Below are 24,231 nucleotides of genomic sequence, written 5' to 3' on the forward strand. Positions count from 1 at the left end.
AAATAAATTTTTTGTATTTAAAAATAGATTATTAAATTTGTCTAGCCCTAAGTGGCACTTAACTTCTTGTATGACTAAGAGATTTGGATTATTTTTATTTTTAATCCTTGGGATTTTCGTCGATTCTAAGGCTCAGGATCCGCAGTTTACGCAGTTTTACGCTAATCCAACGTATCTTAATCCTGCATTCGCAGGTACAGCACGTTGTCCGCGTATTTGCTTAAACTATCGTAATCAATGGCCCAACTTATCTGGTACATATGTTACTTACAGTGCTTCTTATGATCAACATTACGATGCAATTGGTGGTGGATTTGGATTATTAGTTACTACTGATGACCAAGCTAAGGGGACGCTTAAAACTACAACCGCGAGTGGTATGTATTCTTACCATTTGGCTGTTAACCGCGAATTCTCTCTAAAATTCGGATTACAAGCAACTTACTTCCAAAAAACCTTAGATCGAACAAAGTTGAATTTCGGGGATATGATTGATCCTCGCCGTGGTTTTGTATGGAATACAAACGAAATCGTGCCTTCTCAAACTAAACGTAACGCCGATTTCTCTGCAGGTGTTTTAGGTTATAGCAAGCGTTATTTCTTCGGATTTGCAGCACACCATATTACTCAGCCTGATGAAGGTTTATTAGGAGTTTCTAAATTACCGGCTAAGTTTACCGTACATGGTGGTGCTATTATTGAATTGGAAAAAGGTGGAGCTAGTTACTTATCACCAAACGTTTTATTTCAGGCTCAACAAAAATTTACCCAGCTTAATTTAGGCCTTTATTATGTTAAAGGAGCTTTCGTTGCCGGTTTATGGTATAGAAATTTAGATGCTGTAATCGCCTTAGTGGGAGTTCAAACTAAAGCCTTTAAATTTGGATACAGCTATGACGTAACTGTTTCAAAATTAGCAGGTAACACTGCCGGTTCGCATGAAGTATCCTTGCAAATACAGTTCGAGTGTAAACCTAAAAAGAAGAAATACAGAACCATCAGCTGTCCATCTTTCTAACAATATTTGTAACCTTATTAACTTTTTTTCGTTATAGCCTTACATTAAGCTCAAAAACTATGAGAATAAATATGATAAAGAACCGTAAAACCTTAACAGCCATATTGGCTATGATTTTGGTTTCTTGTGCCGAAGAGCGCTCTCCGGTTACAGGCTGGGCCTACAATGACCCAACCAATGGCGGTTTTGAAAAAGTTCCTTATGAAGAACAAGAAACCGGTCCCGGACTTGTACTAATTGAGGGTGGTACCTTTACTATGGGTCGCGTTGAACACGATGTTACTTATGAGTGGAATAACGTTCCGCGCCGTGTAACCGTTTCTTCTTTCTACATGGATGAAACTGAGGTTAGCAATTTCTCTTATTTGGAATATCTATATTGGACTGCTCGTGTATTCGGACCAACTTTCCCGGATATCTATTATAAAGCCTTACCTGATACTTTAGTATGGCGTGAAAAATTAGCTTACAACGAGCCTTATGTTGAATATTATTTACGTCACCCGGCATACCGCGATTATCCGGTAGTAGGTGTAAACTGGTTACAAGCTAATGAGTTTTGTGCTTGGCGTACCGACCGCGTTAATGAGTTTATCTTAATTCGTGAAGGTTTATTGGAACACGTTCCAAATCCTTCTGATCAAGATTATTTCAGTACTGAAGCTTACTTAGCGGGTAAATGGCAAGGACAATTAAAACAAAAATTACCTTCATTTGATGAGCAAAACCCTGAGCGTGATGTACGCATGGAAGACGGTATCTTTTTACCAAAATATCGTCTCCCAACAGAAGCTGAGTGGGAATATGCTGCTTATGGTTTAATTGGTAACACAATTGGTGAGCGTATCACTGAGCGTCGTATCTACCCTTGGAATGGTCACGGTGTGCGTAATGCAGTTGATGAATACATGGGTCAAATCAATGCGAACTTTGTTCGTGGTGCAGGTGACTACATGGGTACTGCAGGTTTCTTAAATGATAACGCCGACGTAACTGCCCCTGTTTATTCATATTGGCCAAATGATTACGGTTTATATAACATGGCCGGTAACGTATCAGAATGGGTAATGGATGTTTATCGTGCACAAACAATCGGTGATGCAGATGAATTCCGTCCTTTCCGTGGTAACGTATTCGTAACTCAACAACGTGATAGTACAACTTTAGTTGGTGGATTAGGTGGCGACATCTTAACTAACGTAGATGGCCCGGTTTACCAAAAATTCAAACATAAAGTAAGTACTCCAACTCCGCACGGTGTGAGTGGTGAAGTGACTGAAGCTGTGGATAGCGTTTTAACACGTATGACCGGTGCTGCTCCGAATGCTGATGACATGAACGGTAATAAAAACGTTACTGCTGAAGGCAAATCAGATATCCCGGGTCGTGTTCAATGGCGTGAAGTTTCTTCTGCTATTGCTGCCGATAACTTAGATGAAAGACGTAACTACAAAACTGCTGATTATATCAACTATTTAGATGGTGACGTTCAGTCTAGTATTTATTACAACTTAGGTGAAGATGCTTATACGGATATGGCAGATAAATTAATGTATGAGTATGCAAAATCTTCATTAGTGAATGATAAAGCACACGTTTATAAAGGTGGTAGCTGGAGAGACCGTGCTTACTTCTTAAATCCAGGTACCCGTCGTTATTTAGATCAACGTCAAACTGCCGCTTGGTTAGGTTTCCGTTGTGCGATGACTCGAGTGGGTAGTCCGGTTGGAATGGGTAAATAATTCTGTTAATAAAATAAATATTAAACCCTCGGTTGCAAAGCCGGGGGTTTTTAATTTGCAGTATGCAAGAAACTCCTATCGAAAAAATTTATGATGCCTTTCTTCAATGCAATCAGAAAATTTGTACAGATACCAGAAAATTAATTGAAGGAAGTATTTTCTTTTGTTTAAAAGGAGCAAACTTCAATGCGAATGAATTTGCACCAAAAGCACTTGATGGCGGTTGCTCTTATGTGGTTGTTGATGAAGAAAAGTATGTGACTAATCCAAAAACTTTTTTTGTTCGTGATGTTTTAACGGCACTTCAACAATTAGCGAACTACCATCGTAAGCAATTATCAATACCGTTTCTTGCCATAACAGGCAGCAATGGAAAAACAACAAACAAGGAATTAATCAACGCTGTATTATCAAAGAAATATAAAACCCTCTCTACAATTGGAAATTTAAATAATCATATTGGTGTTCCGTTAACTATTTTATCAATTACCAAAGAACACGAATTTGCTATTATTGAAATGGGGGCAAATCACCAAGGAGAAATTGATGCTCTGTGTAAAATAGCAGAGCCTGATTTCGGATTAATTACAAATATTGGTAAGGCTCACCTGGAAGGTTTTGGCGGTATTGAAGGCGTTAAAAAAGGTAAGAGTGAAATGTATAAGTTTATCGCAACGAAAGGCGGTAAGATTTTTATTAATGGAGATGATGAGGTTCTTCAGTCTTTAGCTGACGCTAATGATAAAATAACTTATGGAACAACACGGTTGTTTGATGTAATAGGGCAGGCGAGCAATACAGATGAATTTGTGAGTTTTAAATGGACAACACGATACGGCGAAAAGGATTGGAGTAAGTTACCATTGGTTAAAACAAATATTATAGGGCATTACAATTTTATTAATTTACTCTGTGCTGTTAGCGTGGGAAATTATTTTAAAGTGGAAGATTTGAAGATAAATGAAGCTTTGTCTGAGTATACGCCTAACATGAATCGTTCCCAGTTAGAGAAAACAACCAATAATACTTTGATACTTGATGCCTATAACGCTAATCCTTCCAGTATGAAAGTAGCTATCGAGAATTTCGCGGCTCTTTCATCTGCAAGCAAGCTATTAATTATTGGCGATATGTTTGAGTTAGGTGAGTACGCAGAAGAGGAGCATAAAAAAATTGTCGATTTAATTGCTGATAAAAAAATAGAAGATGTTATTTTGGTTGGACCTGAATTCTGTAAAGTAGCTCCTTCAAATTTCAAAACTTTCAAAACAACCAATGAAGCTCTTCAACATTTGAAAGCAAATATTCAAAAAAATAGAACCATTTTAATCAAAGGTTCCAGGGGCATGAAACTGGAATTATTAAAGGATACATTATAATGATAGCAAGCATTTTTCACAGAGGGAAAGAATATAAAACAGATTTTTTTCATCCAATAGACATTTCCTTGCCACTACATTCGGGTGCCGATTGTGTAAGTGCGTGGTATGTAAAACCAATGCAAATAGAACCGGTTAGAATGGGTGATTGGGTTGGTGATGTTAATCAGGGTGGAAGTGTGAATTTCAGAAATGTAACTTTTAATCCGCATGGTAACGGAACACATACCGAATGCGTTGGACATATCAGTAAAGAGTTCATTACGATTAATCAATGTTTAAAGCGATTTGTTTTTATTGCTGAACTGGTTACAATTTTGCCGGATCAATTAGAGAATGGTGATTTTGTGGTGAGTAAAAAACAACTCGAAATGGCACTAGAAAACAGTAAGCCGGAAGCTATCGTAATTAGAACCTTAACGAACGGTCCCGCAAAAATGAAAATGCAATATTCAAATACTAATCCTCCCTACATAACCGCTGAAGCGATGCAGTATTTAAATGATATTGGAGTGGAGCATTTATTATTTGATATGCCAAGCGTAGACAAGGAAGTAGATGGCGGTACATTAGCAGCGCATCACATTTTCTGGCAATATCCACATAATACTCAATTACAGAAAACAATTACAGAAATGATTTATGTGCCCAATGATGTTTTTGACGGGACATATATTTTAAATATTCAGATTGCCAGTTTTGAAAATGATGCCAGTCCAAGCAAACCGGTATTATACAAAGTGGTTTAAATTGTTGTTTGAATTAAAAATTTATAGAACCCGTTTCCTTTTGTGGGGAAATCGCTTTTAGCATCGATGTTTTCAGAAAGATCTTTTATTAAAGGCAATCCTAACGTATTTCCTGTTGAGAGCTTCTTGAAGTCAAATCCATTGCCATTATCACCAATCATCAAGCTTACCTGATTTTTATTTGCGCTCAATCCTATGGAGAATTTATAATTTTTGCTGCCTGAATGCGCATACTTAAATGAATTAATAAAAATCTCGGTCACCAACAGACCTAAGTGAATAGCGGTTTTGGTTGGCAATGAATGTTCCGTTCGGATAATATTACTTTCAATATGGGAGGCTATTTCAGGGTGTGTAGATTTAAATTCCTTTATTAACTCATTCAAATAGTCGGATACATTTACTGAAGTATAGTTTTCTGAATGTGACAACAAATCTTGAATCTTCATCATGGAGAAAATTCTTTGTTCGTATTCTTCAAGAATGTTTCGTAATTCGAGTGAATGACTTTGGTTTTTACGAATGCGAAGAAGACTAATTAAAATCGAAAAATTATTTTTAACACGATGATTGATTTCTTTGATGAGCAAGTCTTTTTCGTGGAGAGCTTGTTCTAATTTGTGTTGAGCGGCACGACGATGGCGTGCTTCCATGTTGGAAGTAAATACCAAAGCAATACTGAATGCAAAAGCTTGTTCTTTATCGGTAAATTCCTTTTCTGTTTTTCCGGTTTTTTCGAAACACATAACTCCTATGAGCTCACCTTCAATTCGAAGTGGAATATCCATAAGAGAAATAATGTCATTCGGTTTAAGATAATCATCTGTAAACTCTTCAGTACTCACATGTTCATACGTATTTGGCACTAAAAGAATTTTATTATGATTAATAGCTTTAAAATAGTGTGGGTGTTCCGCTTCTGTTAATACTGAATTTTTTTTAAAGGCGCGACTTCTTAAATCGTATTCTCCAACGGAAATGATAGCGGTTTTATCGGCATTGAATAACCAAACACTTATACGCTCAATTTTTAAAGCCACGAGTATGCGCTTGGAAAACTCAATCATGATATCATCAATATCATCGCGTTTCAAAAAATGTATTTTCGAAATGCTATCGAGTTCCTCTAATAAGTTGACCGACTTATCAAGCATAAAAAAATGATGAAATAATTCAACGAGAGGCTAATCAAAAATAAGAAAATTCGAATGAAATGCAAGATAAACTTTACATTTTAACAGCACTAAAATCTGTTTAGGAGAATTCTAAAAGTAGTCCCGCTGTTTGGTTCACTGCGTAAAACGTAAATTTTACCTTTATGATAGTTTTCGATTATTCGTTTACATAAGGAAAGCCCAAGTCCCCAACCACGTTGTTTAGTTGTATAGCCCGGTTCAAAAACTGTTTTGAATTTTGATTTTGGAATACCTTTACCTGTATCAGAAATATCAATGGCAATACCTTCCGGAATTTCTTCCACCAGTACGGTAATTTGTCCCTTACCATCCATGGCATCAACCGCATTTTTACAGAGATTTTCAATGACCCATTCAAATAAAGGAACAGATAATTGTACATGCACTTCTTTCTGCGGCACAATAACTTCATACTTTACATTTTTAGAAGTACGTTGTTTTAAATAGTCAGTGGCGTTCTGAATAACCGTACAGATGTTTTCATCTTGCAGCGTTGGTTGAGAACCGATTTTTGAAAAGCGATCAGTAATCGTGTTTAATCGCCTGATATCACGATTCATTTCATTCACGATACTTTCGTCGACACCAATACTCCGTAAATGTTCATTCCAGCCGATTAAAGAGGATAAAGGCGTTCCTAATTGATGCGCGGTTTCTTTACTCATACCAACCCATACCTGATCTTGTTCTGCTTTGCGTGCGGTGCTGAATAATATGTAGGCAATTAATAAGAATAAGCCGATGACTCCAAACTGTACGTATGGATAATATTTCAACGTAGTAAGCAACTCCGATTCGGCGTAGAACACATATTTTGTGTAACCATCGCCGAGGTCAATGGCAATTGGCGGATTTTGTTGAGATAGTTTATCAAGAGTAGCTTTTAAATTTTGTGGTAAAATGGAAATGGAATCAATTTTGTTGTTTTTTTGTAACACCACTGTTTTGCTGGAATCAGTGAAAATGACCGGCACATCCGCAGTGTTTACCGTTACTTCATCCAGAAATGATAAAGTTAATTTGTCAAACACCAATTTAATATCCGAGAATACTTTACTGTCTTTGTAGTAAAGAAAATTCTTGTGCGTTTTGTAAGTGTTAATGACAACCGGCGCATAACTTTCTTTCATTAAATTTAATTGTTCTCTGACGTAAGCGGTGTCGTTTTCTCTGAGAGAATCTAAATTTCTGCTGGCAGAGATTCTGCCCTCTTCATCAGTTAAAATAACAGGAACAGTGGTGTTATCTTGCAGAACTTTTAATACAAAAGAAATATCACTGTTATAATTCATGCCGGCTAATTGCTTTGTCGCCTCTGCATATAACTCTGCTTTTTTTCTTTCTTCTAATTTAATTTTTGTGAATAAATCATTGGTGAAACGATAAAGGTTCGCTTTTTTCTCAACGGCCTGCGCCCACAATTTCACTTTGGCTTTTTCATCATCCGCAATTCTCCGCACCAGGTTATTCGTGTACCACAAGGAGGTAAAAACAATGAGGATAGCCACTACAAAAAGTAGCCACTTCCATTTTTGTTTCTGCGAATAGATATTCATAGTTCGATAAACTCAAACAAGTTAATATAAATGTACTCTCAAAAAGCTTAACGTACAAATCAAAGATTTAGTATATAAAAAAACCCCGTATAAACGGGGTCTTCTTAATTTATGGGGTCGGTAATTATTTACTTATCATGTTTAATTGTTCCTGACTAACACCGGTGGTGCTGTAACCGCCATCGTGGTATAAGTTTTGCATGGTAACCATACGGGTTAAATCAGAGAATAAGCTTACGCAGAAATTAGCACAGTCATCAGCGCTTGCATTTCCTAATGGTGATTGCGCTTCTGCAAAATCATAGAATTCGCTGAATCCTTTAATACCGCTGCCCGCTGTTGTTTTAGTAGGAGATTGAGAAACTGTGTTCACGCGAACTTTCTTTTGTTTACCATAGTGGTAGCCAAATGTGCGTGCAATACTTTCTAACATTGCTTTAATGTCAGCCATGTCAGTATAAAACGGATAGGCTTTTTGTGCCGCGATATAACTTAACGCAACAACTGATGCGTGTTCATTTAAGGCATCTAATTTGTGAGCAGCAGCTAACATTTTATGGAATGATAAAGCCGATACATCAATACCTTTATTATAAAAATCGTAATTCAATTCGGTATACGGAATGTTTTTTCGGATGTTTACGCTCATACCGATAGAGTGGAGTACAAAGTCAATTTTCCCGCCTAAAACATCCATACTCTCAGTATAAAGTTTATTTAAATCATCCATATTGGTTGCATCTGCAGGAATGATTTTTGAACCGGTTTTTTCCGCCAGTTTATTAATCTCACCCATACGCATCGCAATTGGAGCATTGGTTAAAGTAAAGGTGGCGCCTTCTTCGTGACAACGTTGTGCAACTTTCCAAGCAATGGAGTTTTCGTCTAATGCACCGGTAATGATACCACGTTTGCCTTTTAATAAATTGTATGCCATAATGTGTTTTTTTAGTTGTACAAATATACTATTATTCTGATTCCTTAAAAGATGATTTTAGTTCTGATTCAAGAGGTCTTTTGCATTCTTAATGGCCGATGCACTCGGATTGCTTGTGCTCAACATCTTCGCGATTTCAACCACACGCTCATCTTTACTTAATTGTTTAATGTGAGAGATGGTTTTATCTTTTTGGTCATTCTTATATACAAACAAATGGAATTGTCCTTTACTCGCAATTTGTGGTAAATGTGTAATGCTTATCACTTGCATTTTTTCACTCATCTCCACTAAAATTTGTCCGATTTTATCAGCCACATCACCACTTACGCCTGTGTCGATTTCGTCAAAAATAATTGTTGGTAATGCTTTTTTCGCTGCCATGATAGACTTAATACTCAACATTAAACGCGATAATTCCCCGCCGGAAGCTACCTTATGTAATTCTTTGAAATCACTTCCTTTATTGGCGCTGAATAAAAATTTAATCTGATTTAGTCCGTAGGCATTGAAATCGTTCGTAAGCTCTAATTCCATTTTAAAATTTGCATTGGGCATACTTAAATTGGAAAGTATGGATTTAATTTCTTTTTCAAGCGATGGAATAGAGGCGTTGCGTTTTTTGTTTAAGTCAGCGGCAATTTGCTGTAAATCTTTTTTCAGCAAATCAATTTCTTTACGCACTTTTTCTATTTCATGCTCCAGTGATCCGAACCTTTGAAGTTTTTCTTCTATCTCAGATTTAATGCTGATTAATTCCTCTTCTGATTTGGCGTTATGTTTTTTAAGAAGACGGTTAAGTTTATCGAGTTTGGAATTTACTTCTTCCAGTTTAGCCGGGTTATAATTGATTCCGGATTCAGTATCTAAAATGTCATTCGAAAATTCTTTCAATTCCAGATATAAACCATTCGCTTTTTCAAACAAGGTTTTATACGTATCGCCAAATTTCGACAACTGATTGAGTTGTTGTTTCACTAAAGCAAGTGCCGACAATATATTACTTTCTTCTTCCGAAATAAGTGCCGCTGATTTTAAAAGTCCGGACTTGATGTTTTCAGCGTTTTCAAGTGAAGCACTTTCCTCTTCTAATTTTTTTAAATCACCTACCTCAATGGTGATTTCTTCTAATTCATTAAAAAGAAACTGATAGTAATCCAAATCTTTTTTGGCTTGCGCTTCCTGCTCTTCTAACGTATTTAATTGTTTTTTCTTCTGATTAAAAGCCGCGAATTGTTTTTTGTATTGCTGAAAAATGGAATGAGTTCCGGCTACGCTGTCGATAACATCAAACTGAAAAACGCTTTCATTCAACATCAATGTTTCATGTTGCGAATGAACATCCACCAATTTTTCTCCTAACTGTTTTAAAACAGTAATATTTACCGGTGTGTCATTAATGAAGGCACGCGATTTTCCTTCCGGATTTATTTCTCTTCTTAAAATGGAGATATCTTCGTAATCGAGCTCATTGCTTTCAAAAAAATCATTGAGCTTGTAATTTTGTAAGTCGAACTCCGCCTCAACAACACATTTCTTTTTCTTATCCTGCAAAACCCCAACATCGGCACGGGCACCCAAAACAAGCGATAAGGCTTCCAGAAAAATGGATTTACCGGCTCCGGTTTCGCCGGTTACAATAGCCAGATTTACAGGAAAATTCACTTTTACCTCTTCAATGAGAGCGTAATTACTGATGTTTAATTTCTTAAGCATTTCGGCTAAAGTTCAGAAATATTAGCCATTTTCGGCAAGGGATATTATTAACAGAAGGTTTTATTTTACTCAGATAAGGTAGGGTTTGGCTCATTTTGTTAAAAACCGGTTAATTATTTATGTAACCATCGCCCGATTTTAACGTAATAAATAGAGTTAAACCTATAAAAATCAAACCAAATGCGTCAGCTTAAGATTACCAAGCAAATCACGAATCGTGAAACTGCATCCCTTGATATGTATTTACAGGATATTGGCAAAGTTGAATTAATAACGGCCGATGAAGAGGTGGATTTGGCTCGAAAAATCAAGGCGGGTGATCAAAGAGCATTGGATAAATTGGTAAAATCCAATCTGCGTTTCGTAGTATCGGTTTCTAAGCAATACCAAAACCAGGGATTAAGTCTGCCTGATTTAATTAACGAAGGAAATTTAGGTTTAATAAAAGCGGCGCAACGTTTTGATGAAACACGCGGATTTAAATTTATTTCTTACGCGGTGTGGTGGATTCGCCAGAGTATTTTACAGGCATTGGCTGAACAAAGCCGTATTGTGCGTTTACCTTTGAATAAAATTGGTGCCATCAATAAAATCAATAAAACGTATTCAAAGTTAGAGCAGGACTTGGAGCGCGAACCAAGTTATGATGAAGTGGCAGAGGCATTAGATATGTTACCGGGAGATATTATGGATACGCTTAAAAACAACAACCGTCATTTAAGCATGGATGCTCCTTTAAGTAACGGCGAAGATGGCGGTACCATGTATGATTTGTTGGAAAATCCAAGCGTGATTAGTCCGGATAAGGAATTAATAGGCGAGAGTTTACGTAAAGAAATTGAGCGTGCTTTATCTACTTTAACAGGAAGAGAAGCTGATGTAGTAAGATTATATTTTGGATTGAGCGGTGGCCATGCACATTCTTTGGAAGAGATTGGCGAAAAATTTGATTTAACACGTGAACGTGTGCGTCAGATTAAAGAAAAAGCAGTACGCAGATTAAAGCACGGTTCCAGAAGTAAATTACTAAAGGCTTATTTGGGATAATTATTCTTTACTCTTACTATCAATTATTATAGTCACCGGACCATCATTGATTAATTCTACTTTCATGTCGGCACCGAATTCACCGGTTGCGCATTTTTTTCCTAATTCATTTTCCGTTTTTTTAATGAAGGCTTCGTAAAGTGGAATCGCTTTTTCAGGACGCGCCGCTTTGATAAAGGAAGGTCTATTTCCTTTTTGCGTAGAAGCGTGTAAAGTAAACTGACTCACTAATAAAATATCACCACTCACATCTTTCACACTTAAGTTCATTTTACCTTCTGCATCCGAAAAGATGCGCATGTTCACCATTTTCTGAACCAGCCATTCGATGTCTTTGTCGTCATCGGCATCTTCAATCCCCACTAAAACCATTAAGCCGTTTTGAATGGAAGAATATATAGCGCCGTTTATAGTTACGGAAGCTTTACTGACTCTCTGAATGACTAATCGCATAATCAAAAAATTTGGTTAAATTTACGTTTATTCAATTATACTTTTAAAATGAAAAAAATTCTTTTGTTTTCCCTTTTGGCTTTGGCCATTGTTTCCTGTAAAAAAGATACCAAGAGTGAACCGGAGCCTACTCCTGAACCACCTACGAGTAATTGTCCTCCTCCGTCTTGTACTTCACCAAGTACGGTTTTTACCACTTCGCAAAGCGGACCATTCCTGGTATTTAAATTTAAATTTGATTCCACGCAGGCACGATTAGATAATTTTGGAAATCCTTCAAGTATACCTTCAGGTAATGCAGCTTTTTCGCCTGTGTTTAATAAAATGTCGGCACACTATATTGAGATTGCTCCTAACAGTACAACTCAAGTAGGCGGCGGACAAGTTTTATATAGAGCACCTGAAACTAACTGCGGACTAACCTCAGCGAACTCTCCGAGTGCGTCAATCATTTATTGTCAGTCGATACAAGTAGGTGATGGTGAAATTTTTTATAAAGTTCCAATCAGTCAGATTACACCGGGAAGTTATCAGTGGTTACGTGTTTCTTTAGCGTATCAAAATTATGATATAGCTTTTAAGTCAACATCCTTACCCGGAACACAGTGGGGAACTATCGCGTCATTTGTAGGATTTCAAACTAACATGTCGCAGTATAAAATTAAAAACATGACCATGACGCCAACTGCCAGCTTAGGCATTAATGGTAATTACAAGCAAGGTTATTGGGGATTTGAAATGTCGAGCATTAGTTATACAACCGACGGACAAGCGGCAGGCACAACAGTTGTAAATCCAATCAGCGCCACCTCTCCGATTCCGGCAGGAAGTTGTTTGGTAACCGGTGAGTTTTTTAATAGCGTAGGCGGATTAACAATGCCATTAACCATAACAGGAACAGAAACCAGCGACGTTATCATTACAGTATCATTATCTACCAACAAAAGTTTCGAATGGAAGGAAATGGTATTGGATGGATATTTCCAACCTGATGCCGGAGAATTTCCGGTGGATATGGGTATACGCGGTATGATACCGAAGTATTAATTTTTTAATCAAATTCCTAAAAGCCCTTTCAGTTCGAAGGGCTTTTTTGTTTTGCTACAATTTGTAGCCATCAATTGCTATGTTACGTGCTAACTTTGTTTCATCAATTATTGCTTATGATGGAACTTACCGATACATATTTCAAAGGCCGCGGCTCACAACTGAACACACATAATAAGTTTAACCGCCATCAATACGTTCAGGAATATAAAGAGGTTCTGGATGAAGAATTTTTAGTGAATCATAAAACTGAAATTATTTACACGCATCCTAAAACCATCATTAATAAAGTCGATAGTCCGGATATTCCGGGTGAATATTCTCTAAATCCATATCAGGGTTGTGAGCATGGCTGCGTGTATTGTTACGCGCGCAACACGCATGAGTATTGGGGCTATAGCGCGGGATTGGATTTTGAGCAGAAAATCATTGTGAAACAAAATGCGGTTGAGGTTCTGGAAAAACAATTCAGCAGCAAAAAATGGAAGCCTTCTGCCATTATGCTTTCAGGGAATACAGATTGTTATCAGCCTATCGAAAAGGAATTGGAAATTACACGTCGCATTTTGCAGACTTGTTTAAAGTTTAAACATCCGGTTGGAATCATAACCAAAAACGCATTAGTGTTGCGCGATTTGGATATTCTTTCCGAACTGGCAAAGCATAATCTTGTATCCGTAATGATTTCGATTACTGGAACCGATGAATCCATCCGACAAAAATTAGAACCAAGAACATCAACCTATAAAAATCGTTTTAAAGCTTTAGCGGCTTTAAGTGCACACAACATTCCTTGTGGAGTGATGATTGCTCCTGTTATTCCGGGCATCAATAATCATTGTATTCCTGAAGTGATGGAGCTCGCTGCAAAATCAGGCGCAAAGTTTGCAGGTTACACCATGGTGAGATTAAATGGTGCTATTGGTCCTGTATTTAAAGACTGGCTTATTAAAAATTTTCCTGACCGCGCCGATAAAGTGTGGAATCAGATTTGTGAAGCGCACGATGGTGATGTGAAGGATTCAAGATTTGGTGTTCGCATGCGCGGACAAGGCCATATGGCGGAAAGTGTGAGACAATTGTTTCGTTTGTCTAAACTGAGATTTATGAAAGAAGAATTAAAATTTGAATTCAACACTTCCGCTTTTAATTATAAAGCCGGAGACATTCAAATGAGTTTGTTCTAGTTTGAATTTGTTTTAATGAACTTCCCGCGGTAAGCGTTGCCGTTGATATCAATAATCATAAAGGCATAAAGTCCGATTGGTAAACCGGAAACATTCACTGTTATTCTGTCGGATGAATTGCCGTTTGTCTCTCCCATTTTTCTACCGAAACGATCATAAATTTTCATTTCATAATAGAAATAGCTTTTATTCAGAAATTTAATATTGAGTATATCTTCGGTGGGTTGCGGAAAAATAATCATATCGGTGAATGAGGCAGCCACATCAACACGCAACATATTCGAGTAATCTCCGGGAGGAATTAATATCCTGTAAAAATTAGGCGTGGTTTTATTGGGTGAAAAATCAGTATAAGCATAAGTTTCGTTGGAAGAATTATTTCCGCAAATTCCGGGATAGACGTAAACAGGATTTAAGTTTAAAGAATCAGATCCTTTTAAAACATTATATCCGGCACAAGCTGTACCTGAAGAAATGGTAAAATTTAAACGAACCGAATCGCCCAAGGCTGTTGCTTTAAAATAGATGATGCGGCTTTGTGCATGTGCGCCAATAAAGACGAAGAAGAGAAGTAATGCCGACAACCAACGTTTCATAATGTATAAAGTTAATCTATCCAACAGCTTATTTCAAGCATTGGCCGTATTAATTTTAAGAGACAAAAGTTAATAAGTGTCAATAGCCTTTCGATATTAAACGAAAATTCGGAGGCTTTAGTCTATGCTCATTTTAACAATTACACCTAAAACCTTACATTAGCGCAAATTATTTTTATGGAACGCAGTGCAATTACGAATTATATCAACGCTAACAAAGAGCGATTTTTAAATGAACTTTTAGATTTGTTACGTATTCCTTCGGTGAGTGCCGACCCAAAATATGCAGGAGATGTAAATAAAACGGCAGAGGTGGTTAAACAACGTTTGATAGAGGCCGGCGTTGATAATGTGGAAGTTTCTCCAACAAAAGGTTATCCTGTTGTTTACGGCGAAAAAATAATTGATCCTAAAAAACCAACTGTTATTGTTTACGGGCATTACGATGTGCAGCCTGCCGACCCAATTAATTTATGGCATTCTCCACCCTTCGAACCGGTAATTAAGAAAACAGAAGTTCATCCGGATGGCGCCATTTTCGCGCGTGGTGCTTGCGATGATAAAGGACAAATGTACATGCATGTAAAGGCATTTGAACTGATGATGAAAACCGGAACATTGCCTTGTAATGTAAAGTTTATGATTGAAGGTGAGGAAGAAGTAGGTTCCGCGAATTTGGGAGATTGGATTATCAAAAATAAAGCGCGTTTAAAAGGGGATGTAATTTTAATTTCAGATACATCCATGATTGCTAAGGATATTCCAAGTATTGATACAGGCTTACGCGGATTAGCTTATATGGAAGTAGAAGTTACAGGACCAAATCGTGATTTGCACAGTGGCGTTTATGGAGGTGCAGTTGCAAATCCTGTTAATGTATTGTGCAAGTTAATTGCTTCATGTCATGATGAAAATAATCACATCACGATTCCGGGATTTTATGATGAGGTAGTTGAACTAACGAATGCCGAGCGCGCAGAGTTAAATTTAGCACCATTCGACATTAATGAATTTAAAAAGGATTTAAATATAGAGCAGGAGCAAGGCGAGAAGGGTTATACTACCATGGAAAGAACAGGTATCCGTCCGACTTTAGATGTGAATGGAATTTGGGGAGGTTATATTGGTGAGGGTGCAAAAACGGTTTTACCTTCTAAAGCATTTGCGAAAATAAGTATGCGCTTAGTACCAAATCAAAATTCGGATGTGATTAGTAAGTTGTTCCAAAAATATTTTGAGAGTGTAGCGCCAAAATCAGTGAAGGTGAAAGTTACACCGCATCATGGCGGCGAACCTGTTGTAGTTACACCTGACTCACCAGGATTTAAAGCAGCAAGTTTGGCAATGACAGAATCATTCGGTAAAAAGCCGGTTCCGACTAGAGGAGGAGGAAGTATTCCAATTGTAGCATTGTTTAAAAAGGAATTAGGTTTAGATAGTATTTTATTTGGATTTGGTTTAGACACTGATGCTTTACATTCTCCAAACGAACATTATGGTTTGTTTAATTACTACAAGGGTATTGAAACTATTCCTTTATTCTATAAACACTTTAGCGAGTTAACTAAGTAATGACAGTTCCGGATTGGATTGGCACCATTGGCGTTAGTTTGTTGTTATTGGCATTCGGACTTAATCTCTTAAAATTAATTAAAGCCGATTCGTATCTCTATTTGGTTTTTAACGTTATGGGTGCATTGTTGGCAGGACTTGCATCCATTCTCATAAACTATGTTCCATTTGTGATTTTAGAATTGGTGTGGATGCTCGTGTCGCTGTTTGCCTTGATGAAAAAAATAAATGATCGAAAAAAACCAAATGAAGTTTAAAAGCATTTTTCAAATATTTATTTTATTAATCGCTGTTACGTTTTCTTCTTGTAAAGAATTTAAAGAAGTTGAAGTAGTGGGCGTTAAGGATTTTAAATTAAAGAAAATTGGTTTGGAAGGCATTGAGGCATTGATTGAGCTTAACATTAAGAACCCAAACAACATGGGTTTCTCCATTTATCCATCTGAGTTTGATATTATTTTCAGCGGAATGAATTTAGGGAAAGCAAAATTGAAGAAGCGAGTGCATATAGATGCCAATTGCGAAAAGGCCTACACATTTGAACTCAATTCCTCTTTTAAGGAGTTTAACTTTATGGATATTACAAAAATGCTAAGTGGTTCAAAATTAGGCACTATGCAAGTTAAAGGCGACCTAAAAGCCGGGAAAATGTGGGTAAAAAAGAAGTTCCCAATAGATTATAAGACCTCTGATTACAAGATGAGTAGATAATCTAAAATCTAAAATTATTCTAACAAATCCGTAACCTTTGTTAATAAGCTAACGTACAAGGAACAAAATCCCTTGTATTGTGACTGATTCTGAACTTATAACTGCTATCTCTAAAAATGATATCTCTGCCAAGAAGCAGTTCTATGAAACCTATTATCCGGTTTTATCAGGGATTTCTATCCGTTACGCAAAGAATAAAGCACAAAGCAATGAATTGTTGCAAAACGGAATGGCTCATTTGCTCTCTAACATTAGTAATTTTAAGTCGAATACCAATTTGATTTTAAGCGATTGGGCGCGTAATGAGTTTATTAAATTTTGTGTAGAGTTTATAAGAAACATCCGCAGCGAGTATTATGTGGCCAGTACGGTTCGTGTAACGGATACGCCTGCTAAAAATTATGATTTGTTTGTGGATACTGTTCTCACCGATTTTAAAAATGTAGAGTATGATGTATTGATAGAGTCGTTGCATCAATTGGTTCCATCACAACGTTTAATTTATAATTTACATGTGGTGGAAGAGTATGATTTGAGAAAGGCGGCCGATATTTTAGAAGCCAGCGAACAAACGGTAAAAGCGAATTTGGAGAAGGCGCGTTATAACCTTCAAAAAAATATAGATAAGAATTTTAAGTCGCAAAAAAATGAGCAGTCTGTTTAATTACGAATTAGACGAAAAGAATATTCGTTCATCTTTGCTGAATGCAAAGCATGCCGAGTTTTCCGAAGCTGCATGGCGCGATTTTGAAGAAAACTATTGCAAAGAAGTGTGTAATAAAAACTCCACTCTTTCCTTCATTAAACTCCCGGAAATTAATTTAAACATTAACCGTAACATTATTTTACCTATCTTTTTTATTCTGGCATTGGTGGGTGTTTCGGCAATTCTTTTAAGTTTCATTGATTTCAAGCCGGATCAAGAGCAGGTTGAAAAAAAATTGGATCCGAATCCGAACAACTTCAAAGCAACGATTGCTCCTGAAAAAAAGGAAACAAAACAAGAGGTTGTCTCTAAGCCGGAACCTAAGACCATAGCGGTAAAAAAAGACAGTATTGTTTCGACACCTGCAAACTTGAACACACCGATTGTCACTTCAGTTCCTCCTGCTAGTTTAGCGGTTTCAGATGCTAACGCGGCCCGAGTAATGCCATCCACTAACAATCCGATTATCAAACCTGCTTCCGACAGTTTAACAGCTCAAACTACTGTACCACGTATTCGCCGTAAGAAAAAAGAAAAGGTGCCGGCCGAGCAAATTGAAACCATTAAGGCGCCCGATTTAATGCAAGTGGAAACCGAAACCGCTGAGGCTGAACCGGAACTGGAAATTAAGCTGGATTAACCCAACCTTATTTTATTGTAAACCGTAAAGGATAAATGCTAAATATTACTATATTTGGTACAATCATTAAACTGTTTACGAATGAAAAAACTTTACTTTTCTTTATTTACATTATTAGTTGTAATTGGTTCGGCGCAAAATCCGCTGATAACCTCTGCCAATCACGCGCCTGTTATTGGTGATTCTTATACTAGCACTCAAGTGGATTCAACCGGTGCGGCAGCTTTAGCGTCTATTACAGGAAGTACAGCTGTTTGGACTTTCACAACGCCAATTACGCGTACGGTAACTTCAGGCTGGTATAATGCTGTAAATACTTATTCGCCGGGAACAGCGGCCAATACTTCAACGGCTTTAACCTATCCGGCCTCTTCCATTGCAAAAGTGAATGCGAATGATAAATCATTTTACACTACTTCTTCTTCCGGATTGGAGTTTTGGGGTGGTAAAATAACTATTGCAACCGTTGCGGCCGACTTTCTCTTATCGACAGGCGTTACCCACGCTGCATATCCAATGGTTTACGGTGGTTCTGCTACAACGTCTGCCTTTACAGGAACGATTGCATCTTTTGTTATGGGGTCAATCTCTAACGGTAGTGCTGTTGTAACCTACGACGGTGTGGGAGTATTAAATTTACCTGGTCGCAGTTTTGGGAATGTAGTTCGTTTAAAAACTCGCACCTATTTCCAATACACTGCCGGCGTTAATGGTACTGTCACTTTTGAAAACTACGATTATTATTCTTTAGTTAATTCAAAGCATCCGCTTTTTTCTGTTGCTGCATCAACCATCACTTCTTCATTCGGTCCGCCCTCTATTCAGTTTTTCGCTTATGTGAATGCTGATTATTTAGCAATTGGTGTGGAGGAAGTATCAAAGGAGGTTTCGGCTTTCAAAGTCTTCCCAAATCCGGCGCAATCTGATTTTAAAATCAGTTTCATCAACGAAAACAATTTACCTGCTTCGTATGAAATCATAAACGCGCTCGGACAAACCATAAAAAGCGAAAAATTAAATTCGCAGAAAGGTAAATCGGAGTACTACATCGAAACTGAAGGTTTACATTCCGGAATTTATTTCGTGAAAACCACGGTTGGAACCAAATCATCTGTAAAAAAATTAACCATTAATAATTAACCCATCAATAATGTAATTGCATTATTGTATTTAAAAACCAAACAATGAAAAAAATCTACTTATTTATTTCAGCAGCTTTATTAAGCGCAGGTGCTTATGCACAAACTTTAACTCAAGCTAATCACGCGATGGTGGTTGGTGATTCTTATGCAACTAAGCAATGTGATTCAACCGGTGTTACTCCGGGTGGAAACGGTCCTGGACAAACCTGGAATTTTTCTACTATGGCAATCCATAACTCAACTTTAAAAAACTATAATGCGGTAACTGTTGCTTCTACAGGAAGTGCAGCAGCATATCCTTCAGCAAGTGTTGCTGTAAGCGCCGGTGCTAACCAAAATAGTTTTTATTCATCAAACTCTACCGATTACAAATATTACGGTGGCGATGTAATGGTTGGAACTAATGCCGTTGTTTTAAACTATTCTTCACCTTTGGCTGCTGCTCGTTATCCAATGGCGATTACAAATGCTACAACTTCTTCTATTGCAGGTTCTATTTCTGCGTTCAGCAATAACGGTACTTTTACCGGTAATGCAACTGTTACGGCTACAGGAACCGGTACATTGAATTTACCTTCAATGACTTTCCCAAGTGTCATTAAAGTTGTAACCGTTCAGTCAATCAACTTTACTATTATCGTTGCTGGTACTTTAAACATGGTAACAACTGATTACTATTCTCCGGCAGGTTCTAAGGCACCAATGTTCTCAATTGCATCTTCAACTTTAGCATCTCCATTAGGAAATTCTATACAAACATTCGCAACTATTAACTCTAATTATTTAGTATTAGGGGTGAAAGAACAGCAAGATCAAATTGCTTTAGGTTTTGAAGTATTCCCTAATCCTGCTTCTGATGTTGTAAATGTTTCTTACAACAATCCTTCTAACGAAGAAGTTTCTTATGAAGTAATTAATACAAACGGTCAATTAGTGAAATCAGAAAAAGTAAATTCTTCTAACGGTTTCAATAAGCAATCTATCAGCTTAAACGGATTAAGCAGCGGTATGTATTTCGTTCGTTTAATCGTTGGCGAAAAATCAGCTGTACAAAAGATTAACGTTCAATAATTTTAATCGAATAAATTGTTAAAGGCGGGCTTTGGTCCGCCTTTTTTGCTCAATAAAACACCACTTGTAGTAATTACCTGGCCACCTGACTAATTTTATTTACACACCCGCAAAATAAACGCTAAATTTGTACGTTAAACAGATGTATTTCAGTTAATTGAAAAACAGATTTCTGCTCATATTCTTTTTTGCCTTTGTTTTAATCAAAGCGCAGGTGGCACCGCCATCATTACGTTGCATTGCTTGTAACGCAAGCGGTGATTTAACACTTACGTGGATTAGCCCTAACGATCCGTCATCACAATTTTTTAGTTACGAAATTTTTAAGGCAAATGTTTTAACCGGACCATACATCAACATTGGAACGGTAAACACGCGTACCATTACTTCATTTACTGATGTAGGTGCAGGAGGAAATACCCAAAGCAAATATTATTACATTAAAACGCGTTGGGGCGCTGCGGGTACAAATACGTCTATTGCTTCAGATACGCTTCGCTCTATATATTTAAATCTTACCAATCCCAATGACGGAACGGCTTCGTTAATGTATAACAATATCCACACACCAAAACTTTTAACTTCAGCCAATGTGTTTAATATTTATCGCGAGAATCCAACGCCATCCTGGGTGAATATAAAAAACACAGGCGCTTTAAATTATCGCGATACAATCACTGTATGTAATGTGTTTTATAATTATCAGATTCAGTTGGCCGATGCCAGCGGATGTATTTCTACGTCTAATGTATCCGGACAAAACTTTAAAGATTTAATTCCTCCTCAAAATGGAGTTTTGGATTCAGTAAGTGTAAACGCATCCGGAAATACAACTATGGGATGGAATGCATCTTCCTCCAACGATTGTATTGGGTACGTGATTTATTATTTCAATGGTTCATCCTGGTCGAACATCGATACCGTATTAGGAAAAAATAATACAAGTTACACAAGCACTTTAAGCGCGAGCAGTAACAGCGTTACACATTGCATTGCAGCCATCGATAGTTGTGGAAACATTAGTCCGCTTGGCACCAGTCACAACAGTATCAATTTAAAAAACACTTATGATGTTTGCGGTAGGTCAGCCAATCTAACATGGATTGCATATACCAATTTACCATTGGGAGTTTTGCAATATAAAATTTATTGCTCTGTAAATGGCGGTGTTTACAATCTAATCGGTAATACCACCTCCACTACATTTAAGCATTCCGGATTAGAGCCGGGGAAAACGTATTGTTACATTGTGCGTGTGGTGAATGTTCCCGGCGTAATTACCTCTACATCTAACCGAACATGTTTGGTAGCTACGGCACCACCGTCATCAGCTTTCGCCTATTTACATTATGCGAGTGTTGATTTAGATCAAGCCGCTTTATTGAGTATCTATTGCGATACAACCAAATCCTGCAGGGGATATAACATTCTTCGCTCTGAAGACGCGGTGAATTTTAATCTGATAGGTTTTGCTCCATATACCGGAAATTTATTTGTCACTTATAAAGACATGGATATCAAGGCAAGTGAAAAGCCTTATTATTATAAAGTGGAGTTGTTGGATAGTTGCGGCAATGTGCGCTACGTTAGTAACATCGGAAAAACAATTTTACTAAAAGTAAAGAACGATGGCGAAAAGATTTTTAATAATAACTTGAGTTGGGATCACTATACAAATTGGTCGGGTGGAGTAGCCGGTTATAACATTTACAGAGTGGTGGATGAACAGCTACAATCTTCACCGGTTACTTTTATTCCTGTTGGCATCAATACATACACCGATAATGTAGAAGACATCGTTCAAAACAGCGGCAAGGTAGGTTACATCGTTACTGCAGTTGAAAATTTTGGTAATGTATACGGATTAACCGGCTCAAGTGCTTCCAATATCGCGGAAGCTTATGTGGAAGGTGGCGTATTTGTGCCTGGTGCTTTTGCACCAAAGGGCGATAACCGTATCTGGAAACCTGTAACACAATTTGTAGAAAAAACCGATTATAAGGTTACTGTTTTAAATCGTTGGGGAACAAAAGTATTTGAAACTACCGACGAAAACGAAGGGTGGGATGGTTCCGGTATGGAAGACAATACTTATGTTTATATTCTTCAATACAAAAATGCCCGTGGCGAATTCATTGAAAAAAAGGGCACCATCGTTATGATTCGCTAATCTTTTAAACATTAGTTTGGTTTAAAAGTATCTTTCTCGGTCAAATTTCATTACTACTCTAAGGCTAATTTTGTTGAGATGCGTTTACTGCGTTTTATACCTCTATTCTTGTTGCTGAACTTTAGTTTAGTGGCGCAGGTGAAAAAGCCCGAGCAACTAACCCGCATCTTGTTTGTGTTTGATGCCAGCCGCAGCATGGTTAATACACATGGTCCGCTTACACGTATGGAAGGCGCCAAAAAATTATTTTACAAATTCGTTGATAGTCTCTCGAAACAAAAAAACATGCAATTCGCTTTGCGTATGTACGGACATACCGTAAAATATCCTCCCGGCAATTGCAACGATTCGAAATTGATAGTTCCATTTGGAAAAAATAATTTGGCACTCATAAAGCAAAAAGTGAGTGAAGCAAAGCCTACCGGTATTACGCCCATTGAACATTCTTTAACGCAAGCTGCCAATGATTTTTCGGATAACAAAGCCGTGAATATGATTATCATAATTACGGATGGTATCGAAGAATGTGGCGGAGATCCATGCAAAGCACGACAGAAGTTAATGGAAAAAGGAATCGTTTTTAAGCCGTTTATTATCGGCATAGGATTAACCCCGGAACAAATAAAAACATTTGAATGTGTGGGAAGTTATTATGATTATGATAACGCCAATACCTTTTCCAGTATCAGTGATATCATCATCAAGCAAAAGCTTAATAAAACAAGTGCGCAGGTAAATTTACTGGATATCACTTCAAAGCCGAGCGAGACAAATGTCAACATGACTTTCTACGACGTCAATAAAAAGCAGTACGTTTATAATTACATTCATACACTTAATTACATCGGGAACCCGGATACTTTATACATTGATGATTATCCAACGTATAAAGTAGTAGCCCATACCATTCCGCCTACCGAAAGTAAAGAAATTAAACTAACGGTTGGCAAACATACCCTTATTCCGATCGATGCGCCGCAAGGGTTTTTGCAAGTCAACCGCGCGGTGGGCGTATATAACTACAACGAAAAAATTAAATGTGTTGTACGGAAGGGAGGCGATATGCAAACCATTCATGTACAACAACTCAACACAACCGAAAAATACATTGTAGGAAATTATGATTTGGAAATCTTAACGCTCCCGCGCACGTACATTTCCTCCAATCAAATTGAACAATCCAAAACTAAAAGTGTAGATATTGCCAGTGCCGGATTACTCTCTGTAAAATCATTAGAGAGCGGTGATGGTTGTATCATGCAAGAAAAAAACAACAAAGTAGAGTGGGTGTGTAATTTAACAACGGCCACCCAGCAATCTTTTTATTTGCAGCCCGGCAACTATCGTATCGAATGGCGTTCGAAAAGTTTAAGAGGCAGCATCTATACCATCGAAAAAAAATTCAACATCCGTTCCGATCAGGAAACCAAGGTTGATTTGTATAAATAAGCCTTCATTTTAAGGCCAAAACTTACTGATTATCAAGGCCGAAAAAAGCATCAAAAAAGCCTCTCAAAACCCTTGTAAATTACTGTATTACAATTTATTAAACTTAAATTGCTAATTCCGACCATAAATCATATATTTGCACCCTTA

At 37.4% G+C, this 24,231-nt stretch carries 21 protein-coding genes and 1 pseudogene; 16 read left to right on the top strand and 6 right to left on the bottom strand.

All coding sequences use genetic code 11. From position 1 onward, the window contains the following. Nucleotides 1-70: 70 nt before the first annotated feature. The 4 genes and pseudogenes from J0L69_05015 to J0L69_05030 all read left to right on the top strand — a co-directional run bounded on the left by J0L69_05015 (nucleotide 71) and on the right by J0L69_05030 (nucleotide 4,888). Nucleotides 71-1,018, top strand: coding sequence for a type IX secretion system membrane protein PorP/SprF (locus J0L69_05015; GenBank protein MBN8692534.1), 948 nt, complete (start codon nucleotides 71-73; stop codon nucleotides 1,016-1,018). Nucleotides 1,019-1,077: 59 nt separating this feature from the next. Next, nucleotides 1,078-2,154, top strand: a pseudogene (locus J0L69_05020) (SUMF1/EgtB/PvdO family nonheme iron enzyme). Nucleotides 2,155-2,822: 668 nt separating this feature from the next. Beyond that, a complete protein-coding gene (locus J0L69_05025) occupies nucleotides 2,823-4,139 on the top strand; it encodes a UDP-N-acetylmuramoyl-tripeptide--D-alanyl-D-alanine ligase (protein MBN8692535.1) in 1,317 nt (438 codons plus the stop codon). After that, entirely contained in the window at nucleotides 4,139-4,888 is a 750-nt protein-coding gene (locus J0L69_05030) for a cyclase family protein (GenBank protein MBN8692536.1), read from the top strand. Before J0L69_05025 ends, J0L69_05030 begins: the two co-directional genes overlap by 1 nt. Here J0L69_05030 and J0L69_05035 read toward each other — a convergent pair. The 4 genes from J0L69_05035 to recN all read right to left on the bottom strand — a co-directional run bounded on the left by J0L69_05035 (nucleotide 4,885) and on the right by recN (nucleotide 10,293). Next, on the bottom strand, nucleotides 4,885-6,042 hold the full coding sequence (locus tag J0L69_05035) for a GAF domain-containing protein (GenBank protein MBN8692537.1): 1,158 nt from the start codon (nucleotides 6,040-6,042) through the stop codon (nucleotides 4,885-4,887). The two genes, J0L69_05030 and J0L69_05035, sit on opposite strands and share 4 nt — an antisense overlap. Before the next feature lie 89 nt (nucleotides 6,043-6,131). After that, complete coding sequence (locus J0L69_05040) at nucleotides 6,132-7,640, bottom strand: HAMP domain-containing histidine kinase (protein MBN8692538.1); 1,509 nt, start codon at nucleotides 7,638-7,640, stop codon at nucleotides 6,132-6,134. A gap of 124 nt (nucleotides 7,641-7,764) precedes the next feature. Next, complete coding sequence (locus tag J0L69_05045) at nucleotides 7,765-8,577, bottom strand: SDR family oxidoreductase (GenBank protein ID MBN8692539.1); 813 nt, start codon at nucleotides 8,575-8,577, stop codon at nucleotides 7,765-7,767. Nucleotides 8,578-8,634: 57 nt separating this feature from the next. After that, nucleotides 8,635-10,293, bottom strand: coding sequence for a DNA repair protein RecN (gene recN / locus J0L69_05050; protein ID MBN8692540.1), 1,659 nt, complete (start codon nucleotides 10,291-10,293; stop codon nucleotides 8,635-8,637). A 180-nt stretch (nucleotides 10,294-10,473) separates the two neighbouring features. Between recN and J0L69_05055 the strand changes: the two genes are divergently transcribed. After that, entirely contained in the window at nucleotides 10,474-11,340 is an 867-nt protein-coding gene (locus J0L69_05055) for a sigma-70 family RNA polymerase sigma factor (GenBank protein MBN8692541.1), read from the top strand. Here J0L69_05055 and J0L69_05060 read toward each other — a convergent pair whose 3' ends face one another. Further along, nucleotides 11,341-11,793 carry a D-tyrosyl-tRNA(Tyr) deacylase gene (locus J0L69_05060; GenBank protein ID MBN8692542.1) on the bottom strand — a complete coding sequence of 151 codons (453 nt, stop codon included), beginning with the start codon at nucleotides 11,791-11,793 and terminating at the stop codon, nucleotides 11,341-11,343. It lies immediately after the preceding gene. 48 nt (nucleotides 11,794-11,841) lie between these two features. Here J0L69_05060 and J0L69_05065 point away from each other — a divergent pair, with 48 nt between their 5' ends. After that, complete coding sequence (locus J0L69_05065) at nucleotides 11,842-12,840, top strand: hypothetical protein (protein MBN8692543.1); 999 nt, start codon at nucleotides 11,842-11,844, stop codon at nucleotides 12,838-12,840. Between the two features lie 116 nt (nucleotides 12,841-12,956). Beyond that, nucleotides 12,957-14,027, top strand: coding sequence for a PA0069 family radical SAM protein (locus tag J0L69_05070; GenBank protein ID MBN8692544.1), 1,071 nt, complete (start codon nucleotides 12,957-12,959; stop codon nucleotides 14,025-14,027). On the opposite strand, the gene J0L69_05075 is transcribed toward J0L69_05070, so the two are convergent. After that, nucleotides 14,024-14,623, bottom strand: a complete 600-nt coding sequence (locus J0L69_05075) for a T9SS type A sorting domain-containing protein (protein ID MBN8692545.1) — start codon at nucleotides 14,621-14,623, stop codon at nucleotides 14,024-14,026. The genes J0L69_05070 and J0L69_05075 overlap by 4 nt on opposite strands. 177 nt (nucleotides 14,624-14,800) lie before the next feature. On the opposite strand from J0L69_05075, the gene J0L69_05080 reads away from it, so the two are divergent. From J0L69_05080 to J0L69_05120, 9 genes are all read left to right on the top strand, one after another. Beyond that, the gene (locus J0L69_05080) at nucleotides 14,801-16,195 is read left to right on the top strand and encodes a dipeptidase (GenBank protein ID MBN8692546.1); all 1,395 of its coding nucleotides are present in this window, start codon (nucleotides 14,801-14,803) and stop codon (nucleotides 16,193-16,195) included. After that, nucleotides 16,195-16,452, top strand: a complete 258-nt coding sequence (locus J0L69_05085; protein ID MBN8692547.1) for a hypothetical protein — start codon at nucleotides 16,195-16,197, stop codon at nucleotides 16,450-16,452. The genes J0L69_05080 and J0L69_05085 overlap by 1 nt, the downstream gene beginning before the upstream one ends. Beyond that, complete coding sequence (locus J0L69_05090; protein MBN8692548.1) at nucleotides 16,442-16,906, top strand: LEA type 2 family protein; 465 nt, start codon at nucleotides 16,442-16,444, stop codon at nucleotides 16,904-16,906. Before J0L69_05085 ends, J0L69_05090 begins: the two co-directional genes overlap by 11 nt. A 79-nt stretch (nucleotides 16,907-16,985) precedes the next feature. After that, a complete protein-coding gene (locus tag J0L69_05095; GenBank protein ID MBN8692549.1) occupies nucleotides 16,986-17,570 on the top strand; it encodes a sigma-70 family RNA polymerase sigma factor in 585 nt (194 codons plus the stop codon). Beyond that, nucleotides 17,554-18,252, top strand: coding sequence for a hypothetical protein (locus J0L69_05100; GenBank protein MBN8692550.1), 699 nt, complete (start codon nucleotides 17,554-17,556; stop codon nucleotides 18,250-18,252). The genes J0L69_05095 and J0L69_05100 overlap by 17 nt, the downstream gene beginning before the upstream one ends. An 81-nt stretch (nucleotides 18,253-18,333) precedes the next feature. Next, nucleotides 18,334-19,392, top strand: coding sequence for a T9SS type A sorting domain-containing protein (locus J0L69_05105; protein ID MBN8692551.1), 1,059 nt, complete (start codon nucleotides 18,334-18,336; stop codon nucleotides 19,390-19,392). A 44-nt stretch (nucleotides 19,393-19,436) separates the two neighbouring features. Next, on the top strand, nucleotides 19,437-20,465 hold the full coding sequence (locus tag J0L69_05110) for a T9SS type A sorting domain-containing protein (protein MBN8692552.1): 1,029 nt from the start codon (nucleotides 19,437-19,439) through the stop codon (nucleotides 20,463-20,465). 157 nt (nucleotides 20,466-20,622) lie between these two features. Beyond that, nucleotides 20,623-22,635: a gliding motility-associated C-terminal domain-containing protein gene (locus J0L69_05115; GenBank protein ID MBN8692553.1), complete on the top strand. Its 2,013-nt coding sequence runs from the start codon at nucleotides 20,623-20,625 to the stop codon at nucleotides 22,633-22,635. Between the two features lie 78 nt (nucleotides 22,636-22,713). Beyond that, nucleotides 22,714-24,084: a VWA domain-containing protein gene (locus J0L69_05120; protein MBN8692554.1), complete on the top strand. Its 1,371-nt coding sequence runs from the start codon at nucleotides 22,714-22,716 to the stop codon at nucleotides 24,082-24,084. Nucleotides 24,085-24,231: the final 147 nt, after the last annotated feature.

The sequence above is a fragment of the Bacteroidota bacterium genome (genome assembly GCA_017303905.1).
In the GTDB taxonomy this organism is placed as follows: Bacteria; Bacteroidota; Bacteroidia; order B-17B0; family Aurantibacillaceae; genus JAHEYG01.